Here is an 11,222-nt window from a genome sequence, read left to right as displayed (position 1 = left end):
CCGGGATTGAACAAGTCAATCTCGCCATAACCCAGATGGACGAAATGACGCAACAAAATGCAGCTTTGGTAGAACAAGCAGCGGCAGCGGCAGAGAGCATGGAAGAGCAGGCTCAGGCTTTGGCGCAGGCAGTTAGCATATTTAAACTTGGTGGTTTGGAGGGTTTAACTGCGACTAAGACTGTAAAAATTGCCAAGGCGTCAGTGCAAGCAAGCTCAAAAATGAATAGGCCCGCTAAGCAATTGAGATTAAAAAAAGAGCCATCCTCTTCTGGATGTAATCATGCCGGCTCCCCTGGTGATGAGTGGGATGAATTTTAAATATAGTTAAGTCACTGAATTTTGTTTGTATGTTGAATAATTATTATATTTTGATGAGCGTGTAGCGAATTAAATACTGTTGATTTTTCCGGTGACTGTTGTTTTGCTGTGGCTAAGGTTGACTGACTTTGTCAGACGTATTCATATAGATGAAATCAATCCTGTTAAAAGTATTGGTTGATTAAATAAGCCTCATGTTAAGGATAGATTAATGACCAAACCTGCTGAAAAAAACAGAGCCGAAACAGCAAAGGAATTTGATTTTGATGAAAAAGATTTCAACCGGGTTAGAGGACTGATATACCAAAAAGCCGGAATTTCTTTGGCTGATAGTAAACAGGAAATGGTCTACAGCCGTTTGGCTCGCCGTTTGCGCGCAACAGGTATTAATTCGTTTTCAGTTTATTTGGATCAATTGCAAAAAGAGCCTTCCGGCGATGAGTGGGAGGCATTCACTAATGCGCTGACAACGAACTTGACTTCATTTTTTAGAGAGGAACATCATTTCCCTCTACTTGCCGAACACGTAAAAAAGAGGAAAGATCCCATCAACGTCTGGTGTTCTGCCAGTTCCACGGGAGAGGAACCATACTCGATTGCCATGACATTGTGTGAAGCATTCGGAAGCTTAAAGCCGCCAGCACACATTATCGCGACTGATATTGATACCAATGTATTGTCAACTGCTTCCAGGGGTGTTTATAACATTGATCGTCTGGATAAAATGTCCCCAGAGCGTGCAAAGAAATTTTTCCTGAAAGGGAAGGGCGCTCAAGATGGAATGGTGAGAGTGCGACAAGAACTAAGAGATCTCATCACTTTTAAACAACTGAACCTTTTAGCTGATAGTTGGCCGGTTAGTGGCGAGTTTGACGCGATTTTTTGCCGCAATGTGATGATTTATTTTGATAAGCCAACTCAGGGGAAAATTTTAAAAAAATTTGTGCCACTCATTAAGCCTGATGGTTTGCTTTTTGCCGGACATTCTGAAAATTTTCTGTATGTCTCTGACGACTTCAAATTAAGAGGTAAAACAGTTTACGAACTTGCAAGCCTGCACGAGTCGCGTCGTAAGACTGTTTTGAATCACACAAACAAAGGTTAAGTCATGAGCCAGTTAAGTGAAGAGCATTTTGCGACGAATATTTATTACGATCGTACTTTTGACTGTGATGCTGCAAAAATTTTACCCGGTGAGTTCTATTTCACAGGAAAAGATATGTTGATTGTCACTGTTCTTGGTTCTTGCGTTTCAGCATGCATCAGGGATCGGGTCTCTGGTGTCGGTGGGATGAATCATTTCATGCTACCCGACGGCGGGGCAGACACGGATAATCCTGTATCTGCATCTATGCGTTACGGTACCTACGCGATGGAAGTTTTAATTAATGAATTATTAAAAGCAGGTGCTAAGCGTGAAAACATGGAGGCCAAGGTTTTTGGTGGCGGGAATGTTTTGCGGGGATTCACAGCGATTAATGTCGGCGAGCGCAATGCAAAATTTGTACTTGATTATCTGCGTGCAGAGAGAATGCGTGTGATTGCTGAGGATTTGAATGATATTTATCCACGTAAAGTATATTTTTTTCCCAAAACTGGAAAAGTTTTAGTAAAAAAACTGAAGGTTGAGCATAACGATACATTAAGAAAACGCGAACAAGATTATGCAAGCCGCCTAAAAACGGTACCAGTCGGTGGTGATATTGATTTGTTTTAAATACGACAGGACAAAATCTAGCGTTGATATGGAATGTTTTTATGAAAATTAAAGTATTGATCGTAGATGACTCTGCACTGATTCGCAGTGTGCTGAGTGAAATCATTGGACGCCAGCCTGATATGGAAGTTGTTGGCGTCGCTCCCGATCCTTTGGTTGCCAGAGAACTGATTAAACAGACGAATCCGGATGTTTTAACACTCGATGTTGAAATGCCTAAAATGGATGGCCTGGATTTTTTAGAAAAATTGATGCGACTTAGACCGATGCCAGTCATCATGGTATCGTCTTTGACGGAGCGCGGATCAGAAATTACAATGCGAGCCCTGGAGTTAGGGGCGGTAGATTTTGTGACTAAACCCAAGTTGTCAATTCAGAGCGGTATGCTGGAATACGCGGAACTGATCGCAGATAAAGTCCGTGCTGCATCAAAGGCCCGCATTCGGCCAAGAATGATTCATTCCACGGATGCCGATAAAGCGGCATTAACAGCGCTTCCCCCAGTAAAAAACCCGCTAACAAGCAGTGAGAAATTGATTATCATTGGCGCTTCAACAGGGGGTACTGAAGCCATTAAAAATTTTTTGATTCAAATGCCCTCAGATTGCCCCGGAATTTTAATTACCCAGCACATGCCAGAAGGTTTTACCAGATCGTTTGCAAAGCGGCTTGATGGTTTATGTAAAATTGCCGTTATTGAGGCTGCAGGTGGAGAGCGTGTTTTGCCTGGACATGCCTATATTGCACCCGGCCATTCACATTTGTTATTAGCCAGAAGTGGCGCTAATTATGTGACACAACTTGATGATGGGCCTCCCGTCAATAGGCACCGCCCCTCGGTGGACGTCTTGTTTCGATCTGCGGCAACTTATGCAGGTAAAAATGCAGTTGGCGTCATTCTCACAGGGATGGGTAAAGATGGTGCAAATGGTATGCTGGAAATGAAGAATGCCGGAGCGTACAATTTTGCCCAAGATGAGGCAACTTGTGTAGTATTTGGTATGCCACGTGAAGCAATCGCAGTTGGCGCTACGCATGAGGTCGGCCCTTTAAATGAACTGCCCACAATGGTGTTGCATTACTTAGCTTCGCATGGAAGTCGCGCTTTACGTGTTTAGATCTGACAAATCAAAATTGTTATTAAGTATTAGCAGCACTTTGTATTAAACTGACCGATAATGTTATTAACTATCTTTAAAGAAACAATGGAGTAATTCATGGCCGATCAGAATCTGAAGTTTTTAGTTGTAGATGACTTTTCAACGATGCGCCGTATCGTTAGAAACTTGCTCAAGGAACTTGGCTATTCCAATGTAGACGAAGCAGAAGATGGTGCTATGGGGTTGGCTAAGCTGAAGAGTGGCGATTTTGATTTCGTGATCTCCGACTGGAATATGCCAAATATGGATGGCTTGACGATGCTTCAACATATCCGCGCCGATCCAGCGCTGGCTAAAATGCCTGTGTTAATGGTAACTGCGGAAGCAAAGAAAGAAAATATTATTGCCGCTGCGCAAGCTGGTGCGAACGGCTATGTCGTGAAACCATTTACAGCAGCAACTTTGGATGAAAAGCTGTCAAAAATTTTTGAAAAATTAGGAAAACCTGCGTAGCAAAGAACAGCCTGTCATGGAGCTACGATGAGTAATGAGATGAATGACAATGAGCAACATGATGACCTGCTCTCACGAGTAGGTCACATGACGCGGCTGTTGCACGATAGTTTGCGAGGTTTGGGTTTAGATAAATTACTCGAAAGAGCAGCAGAAGACATTCCTGATGCCCGTGATCGACTTGATTATGTCGCAAAAATGTCGGAGCAGGCGGCGCAGCGCGTTCTCAATGCAACTGATGAGGCAATTCCGCTTCAGGAGTCTCTTGATGACGGTGCCAGGAAGATCTCTGTGGATCTTGAGAGATTGGTATCTGGCTCCACAACGTTGGAGCAATATCAGCAAGCTGCACACGAAACGCTTGCCTATCTGAAGCTGGTTGCTGTTAACAGTAAAGAGACGAAATCCCATCTGATGAATATTATGATGGCACAGGATTTTCAAGACTTAACCGGGCAAGTGATAAAGAGAGTAACTGATATTGCTCAGAATCTTGAGCAACAACTTGTGCAATTGTTGATCGACTATTCTCCTGACGAAATCAAGCGAGATGTTGGAGATGGCCTGATAAATGGGCCGCAAATTAATCCTGAGGGCAATGTCGATGTGGTTTCGAATCAAGGGCAAGTAGATGATTTACTTGATAGTCTTGGTTTTTAGTTAGTCCTTTCGCCTAAATAAAGTTACTACTTATAATTTCATATGAACGAAACTAACTTCATTGTTAGAGAGCCTTTGCTTGATCCCAAGCAGCGTGTTATTGGTTTTCAATTATCATGGCAAAATTCGAGCCAAGCGGCGGAGTTCAGTGTTGATGATTTGAATTCCCTGATGGAATTTGTCGCCGAAAAGCTTAATGATGAGGATACGGGCTTTTTGTTAGGCGACAGCATTTTGTTTATGGACGCGGTACCAGAATTATTAAAAGTTCAGGGCTTAAAGTTGTTGCCGCCCAAAAATACTGTTTTAGTATTGTCAAAGCGTGATTTCACGAATCCTGAGACTCTGGAGTCAATCAAAGAGTTGCGTCAATTAGGCTACGGAATTTGTATGCGTGGCGCTGATCTGAGTACACTGGAAAGATCTTTTTTCTCGCAAATTTCCCATATAGAAGTTCAGTTAAATCCAGCTAATCTGGCATCACAGGCCAAGGTTTATGCGGCGCTCAAGCAATCTTCGGTTCGTATGGTTGCGAGAAACGTACTCAGTTGGCAGGATTTTGATGCTTGCTCCGCTTTAGGGCTTGATTCTTTTGTCGGTAAGTTACATTTAACACCGAAGCCGAGTGCTGAGAAAAAAGGTTTAAATACTGCGCAGACGACTATTCTCCAATTGATGGAAATGATCAGGAAGAACGCGGATATTCAGCAGCTTGAGGCCGTCGTAAAAAGAGATGCCACACTTGCTTATAAATTATTGCGATATATCAATTCAGCAGGTTTTGGTTTAAGAACGGAAGTGCAGTCACTGAAGCATGCAGTGCAAATCCTTGGTTATAGCCCCTTGTATCGCTGGCTGTCCCTTTTGCTGGCGACAGCAAGTACTAGTGGATACTCTCCGGTTTTATTGGAGACGGCAATTGTTCGCGGACGTTTTGCAGAACTCTTAGGGCAGCCTTATATGTCTAAAGCTGAGGCAGAAAATCTGTTTGTTGCCGGAATGTTCTCTTTGCTAGATCGCCTGCTTGGAATTTCAATGGAAGAGGTTTTGTCAACGATTCAGTTGCCAGAGGCCGTCACTGAGGCTTTAATTTCGAGAGGTGGTGCTTATGGCCCTTACCTCGCGCTTGCAGAAGCTTGTGAGTTGAATAGCATGTTGGTTGGGTCTTTATCAGAGTCGCTACGCATAAAACCGAATGAGGTTAATACAGCACATCTGTCCGCTTTAGTTTGGGCAAAAAATATTGCTGCTGCATAAGCACTGCATTTCTGTTTTACTTCTTTAAAAAAATGCGCCGTTCTGGCGCATTTTTCATTAGTTCTCCCAACTTAAATAAACGATTTTTTGCTCATTATCTTAGCGCAATTTTTAGGTTTTACTTCAAATTGCTGTTGCTCATCAGGTGTGCGTTAACACGTCTTGTGAAATGAGGGGTAATTCATCACTTATTCCTCGTATGTCACTTTTCTAATTTCGCGAATAATCCTAACTGTAGAAATGTGTTGGCATTAATTGGCTTGCATTTCAGAAAAGAATGGGAGTCGGCGATGGCCGAAGAAAGCGATCTCGAAAGAACCGAACCAGCCTCACCCAAACGTCTGGAGCAAGCCAGGGAGGAGGGTGATGTACCACGTTCAAGAGAGCTGTCGACCTGCACTATTTTATTGGCTGCAGGGAGTGCACTTTGGATCTTTGGGGGCGGTTTAATACGTCAGCTAAGTCATATGCTGATGACGGGTTTGTCGCTGGATCGTAGCCTCGCATTTGATATTAATTTGTTGTTTGCAAGTATTGCTGTCGGCCTGATGGATGTATTGATTGCATTTGCGCCGATTGCCGGATTGTTGGTTCTTGTAGCAATCGGATCCCCCTTGTTGATTGGCGGCTGGTTGTTTAGCGGGAAGGCCTTACAACCTAACTTCTCTCGCATGAATCCTTTGTCCGGTTTGGCAAATATGATTTCAACTCGGGCCGGAGTAGAACTAGTCAAGGCTATTATCAAAACGATTCTTGTTGGTAGTGTTGCCCTGATGGTTGTAATGAGTCAAAAAAGTGCAATTTTTGGCTTGGTTCTTGAGCCGCTTGCGCAAGGCAGTGCTCATATGGGTAATTTGCTTGCAGCTTGTTTTTTATCGATTGTTGGCGCGCTTGTTTTTATCGCTGCAATCGATGCGCCTTATCAAATGTGGCATTACGCTAATAAGTTGAAGATGACACATCAGGAAGTGATTCAAGAGTCGAAAGAGGCTAACGGTAATCCGCAAATCAAAGCAAAAATCAGAGCCCAGCAAAGAGAAATGGCACGTCGTCGCATGATGGCAGAGATTCCGACGGCAGATGTCGTTGTAACGAATCCTACGCATTTTGCCGTTGTCCTGAAATACACCGATGGTGGTAATGGTGCGCCTAGAGTCGTTGCTAAAGGTGCTGATGCAGTTGCCGCGAGAATTCGTGAAATTGCAGGTGAAAATAATGTCCCCTTGTTAGAGGCTCCTCCTTTAGCGCGAGCTTTATACAAGCACACAGAGTTGGGAGATGAAATCCCGGAGAAACTATATGCAGCTGTGGCCGAAGTGCTTGCTTATGTATTTCAACTGAAAACTTTTCGTCAGCATGGTGGTTTAAAGCCGATTTTGCCGACAGAAATTGATGTGCCCCCAGAGTTGGATCCTAATAACGAATTGCCACAACAGTCTCCTTTAACCGGAGCTCATGAATGAATAGTCTGAAATTGCCCGCCTGGATGAGCATATTTACTAATAAGGCGATTGCTGCACCCGTCTTGATTATTATGATGCTGGCGATGATGGTATTGCCACTGCCTGCGTTTGTTCTGGACGTATTTTTTAGCTTTAACATTGCTCTGGCAATTATCGTTTTATTGACCAGCCTGTACACGGTAAAACCGCTCGATTTCATGGTTTTTCCAACGGTTCTGTTGGTTAGTACGATGTTACGTTTATCGCTGAATGTCGCCTCTACCCGTGTGGTATTGACTGAGGGTCATACTGGTCCAGATGCGGCCGGTAAGGTCATTGAAGCATTCGGGCATTTTTTGATTGGCGGTAACTATACGGTTGGTATCGTCGTATTCGTGATTTTGACCATCATTAACTTTACCGTCGTAACAAAAGGTGCCGGTCGTATTGCCGAGGTTGGTGCCCGTTTTGCGCTGGATGCAATGCCAGGTAAGCAAATGGCGATCGATGCAGATCTGAATGCAGGATTGATTGCTGAGCAAGAGGCTCGTCGTCGCCGTACCGAAGTAGCACAGGAGGCGGAGTTTTATGGCGCGATGGACGGTGCCTCTAAATACGTTCGTGGTGACGCTGTTGCCGGCATCATGGTGACAATTATTAATATTGTCGGCGGTTTAATCGTCGGTATGGTGCAGCATGATCTGGACTTTGCAACGGCATTGAAAAACTACACTTTGCTGGCAATTGGCGACGGATTGGTTGCGCAAATTCCTTCATTAATTATCTCGACTGCTGCGGGTGTTGTCGTATCCCGTGTTGCCAGTGATCAGGACATCGGTGGCCAGTTGATTGGCCAGTTGTTTGCCAAACCTCAAGTACTCTACATCACCGGTGGCATCGTCGGTGGCATGGGAATTATTCCTGGTATGCCCCATGTAGCATTTCTTCTTCTAGCGAGTGTGCTGATTGGAGGGGGATATTTATTGACGAAAAAATCTGAAGTTGTTGCCACAGCCGAGGAGCAAGCGCCTCCGCAAGCAACCGCTCCTGAAATGGAAGAGGCGACCTGGCAAGATATTTTGCCGGTAGATACCCTAGGATTAGAAGTCGGTTATCGACTCATCCCTCTGGTCGATAAGGGGCAGGGCGGTGAGCTGCTCAGGCGTATTAAAGGCATTCGTAAAAAATTTGCTCAGGAAGTTGGCTTCCTGTCGCCCCCTGTACATATTCGTGACAATCTTGAGTTGAAACCATCAGCTTACAGAATTACTTTAAAAGGAGTCGAGGTCGGGACTGGTGAGGCTTTGACAGGACAATATCTGGCAATTAATCCTGGAATGGTAACGGGAAATTTACCCGGTGCTGTCACGACAGATCCAGCGTTTGGATTGCCTGCAGTCTGGATTGATGCAGCGATGCGCGAACAGGCGCAAGGGATGGGTTATACCGTTGTTGATGCTGGCACCGTGATCGCAACCCATTTAAATCATCTGATTACATCGCATGCTGCGGAGTTACTTGGTCGTCAGGAGGTGCAGCAGCTTATGGACCACTTGGCGAAAGAGTCGCCTAAACTTGTGGAGGAATTGGTTCCAAAGTTATTACCACTCGCGATACTGCAAAAAGTCTTACAAAACCTGCTCATCGAGGGGGTGCATATCCGTGATATGCGAACCATTATCGAAACGCTGTCAGAGCATTCTATGCATACACAAGATGCGAATGAATTGACGACCTATGTTCGTATTTCGCTTGGTCGTGCGATCGTCCAGCAAATATTCCCTTCTACGAATGAGTTGACGGTGATGACCCTGGACAATCGCCTGGAGCGGCTGCTGATGCAGGCACTGCAGACGAATGGCGCCGATGGTGCAGGGATTGAACCCGGCCTCGCTGATACTTTAGCAAGTCAGACAGAGGCAGCAGCACAGCATCAGGAACAAATGGGATTGACCCCGGTGCTACTGGTACCAGGCCCATTAAGAGCTTTATTGTCTCGCTTCCTCAGAAGAACCTTGCCTCAATTAAAAGTCTTATCGCAAGCAGAACTACCTGAAACTAAAACTATTAGAGTTACCAGCCTCGTTGGAGGGCAATTATGAACGTTAGAAAATTTTCGGCAAATACCTCACGTGAAGCGATTCGTCTGGTTCGAGATGCGTTAGGTTCGGACGCAGTGATTTTATCGAATCGTAATGTTGATGGCCGGGTAGAGATATTGGTGATGGCCGATGAGGTGGTAAGTTCATTGGTGACGCCAGAACATAAAAAAGTAATGGTGCCAGATGTTCCCCGGTTCACTCCTCGCTTCACGTCGGATGACAGTCCTCAGCAATATACCGCGAATAATATTGGTCACTTTGATAGCGAAATGGCTCCGCAGGTCAGTCCGGGTGAGATATCTGCCGTCATGAATGAGATCAGGTCGATGAGGGGAATGCTGGAAGCACAACTGGCAGAACTCTCCTGGACACATACGCAAAAGCGTCAGCCTAAGAAAGCCGAGATTTTACGGGAAATGCTGGCAACCGGATTTAGCGCTAGTTTGTCCCGTTTTCTGATCGAAAAAATGCCTGAATCAGATAACGTCGTTAGCAGTCTGGATTGGATTAAAGCGATACTGAATAAAAATCTCTCTACTATTTCAAATGAAAGCGAAATATTGGAAAAAGGCGGCGTGTATGCATTAATAGGGCCCACTGGTGTAGGTAAAACGACGACGACTGCCAAGCTGGCAGCACGTTGCGTGATGCGCCATGGCCCGGCTAAACTGGCCTTGATCACGACAGATGGTTATCGTATTGGCGGCTACGAACAATTACGTATTTACGGCAAAATTCTCGGCGTCATGGTGCATTCGGTTAAAGACGAGTCCGACTTGCGCATCGCTTTGTCTGAACTCAAGAATAAGCATACGGTGTTGATTGATACGGTCGGCGTGAGCCAGCGTGACAAAATGGTGGCAGAGCAGATTGCGATGTTGTCAGGCGCTGATAGTAATGTGAAGCGACTTTTATGTCTGAATGCGACCTCTACTGGTGAAACCTTAAGCGAAGTCGTCAGGGCTTATCAGGGTAAAGGTGATTTAGCAGGTTGTATTTTGACAAAGCTCGATGAAGCCGCAACGATTGGTGGTGTACTAGACATAGCTGTGCGCCAGAAGCTGAATGTCTATTATGTTGCCAGCGGCCAGCGTGTGCCTGAAGATCTGCATGTCGCTAACAAGCAGTATCTGGTAGATCGTGCGTTTAAATTAAAGCGCGAAACTTCGGCTTTTAGTTTGCAGGATGATGAGCTCCCGATGGTGATGGCAAATGCTGCAATGGCAAACGCGATTAATCCCGGTGCTTTGCGGGAGGTGTCTCTTGGCTAGTTTTGACCAGGCAGAAGGATTGCGCCGTATGCTTGAGGCGCCAAAACCGCGCGTATTGACGTTTTTGTCTGCTTTGCGTGACGATGAGAAGAGCAGTATGCTGGTCAATCTTGGTGTTTCGCTTGCCAGGCAAGGGCTACGAGTTTTGATGATTGATGCCCGCTGCTCAAACCATAGTATAGGATCGTGGTTGGGCAGTGATTCCGATAGCACCCTGTTGGATGTGGCACGACAACAGCGTACAATGAAGGAGGCGATTAAAATAGTTTCATCAAATTTATCGGTGTCTATGCTATCCAAATATGCGATGAATTCAACGCGGTTGCCAGCAGAAAATTCGCGAAAATTGTCACGGGTTTTTGACGTTGCGGCAAATGCTGCTGACCTAGTGATCGTCGATAGTGAAATCGATAGTAATGATGCGTTTCCTCTTGCGTCGTTTGAGGAGTCTGATGTCGTGATACAAGTATCGGCAAATCCCGTCACTATTAAAAATGCGTATGGTTTGATTAAGCGGGTTAATAGCCGTCTTGGTCGCCGTTCTTACGGTATTTTAGTCTCTGGAGCAACTGAACAATCAGCACGACTTGTATATGCCAATATGGCTCAGGCGGCGAGCCGTTACTTAGCTGTTCCATTACATTTTGTAGGTTATGTACCTGAAGACGCTCACATGAAACAAGCTGCTCATCTGGGGCGTGCCGTAATTGATGCGTTTCCGTTGGCTGGAGCATCAATTGCCTTCTCCAAATTGGCTGAACAGTTGGCAACGGCTGCTCAGTCCACATTGGGGCTGCGTGGCTTGCCTGAGTTGGGTGTGGGCGTCGGAATTTAAAAGAA

Annotated in this window: 10 protein-coding genes and 1 pseudogene; all 11 read left to right on the top strand. The window is 45.2% G+C overall.

Annotation, left to right across the window (positions count from 1 at the left end):
• Window positions 1–320, top strand: a pseudogene (locus tag ACO0K4_RS12475) (hypothetical protein); the annotation flags it as partial.
• A gap of 211 nt (window positions 321–531) precedes the next feature.
• A complete protein-coding gene (locus tag ACO0K4_RS12470; RefSeq protein ID WP_422956949.1) occupies window positions 532–1,425 on the top strand; it encodes a CheR family methyltransferase in 894 nt (297 codons plus the stop codon).
• 3 nt (window positions 1,426–1,428) lie between these two features.
• Window positions 1,429–2,037 carry a chemoreceptor glutamine deamidase CheD gene (gene cheD / locus ACO0K4_RS12465; protein ID WP_422956948.1) on the top strand — a complete coding sequence of 203 codons (609 nt, stop codon included), beginning with the start codon at window positions 1,429–1,431 and terminating at the stop codon, window positions 2,035–2,037.
• A 41-nt stretch (window positions 2,038–2,078) separates the two neighbouring features.
• Window positions 2,079–3,155, top strand: a complete 1,077-nt coding sequence (locus tag ACO0K4_RS12460; RefSeq protein WP_422956947.1) for a protein-glutamate methylesterase/protein-glutamine glutaminase — start codon at window positions 2,079–2,081, stop codon at window positions 3,153–3,155.
• A 99-nt stretch (window positions 3,156–3,254) separates the two neighbouring features.
• On the top strand, window positions 3,255–3,650 hold the full coding sequence (gene cheY, locus ACO0K4_RS12455; RefSeq protein WP_262836013.1) for a chemotaxis response regulator CheY: 396 nt from the start codon (window positions 3,255–3,257) through the stop codon (window positions 3,648–3,650).
• A 27-nt stretch (window positions 3,651–3,677) separates the two neighbouring features.
• The gene (gene cheZ / locus ACO0K4_RS12450; protein ID WP_422956946.1) at window positions 3,678–4,310 is read left to right on the top strand and encodes a protein phosphatase CheZ; all 633 of its coding nucleotides are present in this window, start codon (window positions 3,678–3,680) and stop codon (window positions 4,308–4,310) included.
• Between the two features lie 42 nt (window positions 4,311–4,352).
• Window positions 4,353–5,567 (top strand): EAL and HDOD domain-containing protein, encoded by a 1,215-nt coding sequence (locus ACO0K4_RS12445; RefSeq protein ID WP_422956945.1) that lies wholly within the window; start codon window positions 4,353–4,355, stop codon window positions 5,565–5,567.
• Between the two features lie 290 nt (window positions 5,568–5,857).
• Window positions 5,858–7,030, top strand: coding sequence for a flagellar biosynthesis protein FlhB (gene flhB / locus ACO0K4_RS12440; RefSeq protein ID WP_422956944.1), 1,173 nt, complete (start codon window positions 5,858–5,860; stop codon window positions 7,028–7,030).
• Window positions 7,027–9,111: a flagellar biosynthesis protein FlhA gene (gene flhA, locus ACO0K4_RS12435; protein ID WP_422956943.1), complete on the top strand. Its 2,085-nt coding sequence runs from the start codon at window positions 7,027–7,029 to the stop codon at window positions 9,109–9,111. Before flhB ends, flhA begins: the two co-directional genes overlap by 4 nt.
• A complete protein-coding gene (gene flhF / locus ACO0K4_RS12430) occupies window positions 9,108–10,382 on the top strand; it encodes a flagellar biosynthesis protein FlhF (protein ID WP_422956942.1) in 1,275 nt (424 codons plus the stop codon). The genes flhA and flhF overlap by 4 nt, the downstream gene beginning before the upstream one ends.
• Window positions 10,375–11,217, top strand: a complete 843-nt coding sequence (locus ACO0K4_RS12425; protein WP_422956941.1) for a MinD/ParA family ATP-binding protein — start codon at window positions 10,375–10,377, stop codon at window positions 11,215–11,217. Before flhF ends, ACO0K4_RS12425 begins: the two co-directional genes overlap by 8 nt.
• Window positions 11,218–11,222: the final 5 nt, after the last annotated feature.

The organism is Undibacterium sp. RuTC16W, from assembly GCF_049339445.1.
In the GTDB taxonomy this organism is placed as follows: Bacteria; Pseudomonadota; Gammaproteobacteria; order Burkholderiales; family Burkholderiaceae_D; genus Undibacterium.
This window is presented reverse-complemented; position numbering and strand designations above follow the sequence as displayed.

What these genes read in the sequence shown, in the direction of transcription:
- ACO0K4_RS12470 (WP_422956949.1), top strand. Translation starts at nt 532, where the DNA reads ATGACCAAACCTGCTGAAAAAAACAGAGCCGAAACAGCAAAGGAATTT.
- flhB (WP_422956944.1), top strand. Translation starts at nt 5,858, where the DNA reads ATGGCCGAAGAAAGCGATCTCGAAAGAACCGAACCAGCCTCACCCAAA.
- flhF (WP_422956942.1), top strand. Translation starts at nt 9,108, where the DNA reads ATGAACGTTAGAAAATTTTCGGCAAATACCTCACGTGAAGCGATTCGT.
- cheD (WP_422956948.1), top strand. Translation starts at nt 1,429, where the DNA reads ATGAGCCAGTTAAGTGAAGAGCATTTTGCGACGAATATTTATTACGAT.
- flhA (WP_422956943.1), top strand. Translation starts at nt 7,027, where the DNA reads ATGAATAGTCTGAAATTGCCCGCCTGGATGAGCATATTTACTAATAAG.
- cheZ (WP_422956946.1), top strand. Translation starts at nt 3,678, where the DNA reads ATGAGTAATGAGATGAATGACAATGAGCAACATGATGACCTGCTCTCA.
- ACO0K4_RS12445 (WP_422956945.1), top strand. Translation starts at nt 4,353, where the DNA reads ATGAACGAAACTAACTTCATTGTTAGAGAGCCTTTGCTTGATCCCAAG.
- cheY (WP_262836013.1), top strand. Translation starts at nt 3,255, where the DNA reads ATGGCCGATCAGAATCTGAAGTTTTTAGTTGTAGATGACTTTTCAACG.
- ACO0K4_RS12460 (WP_422956947.1), top strand. Translation starts at nt 2,079, where the DNA reads ATGAAAATTAAAGTATTGATCGTAGATGACTCTGCACTGATTCGCAGT.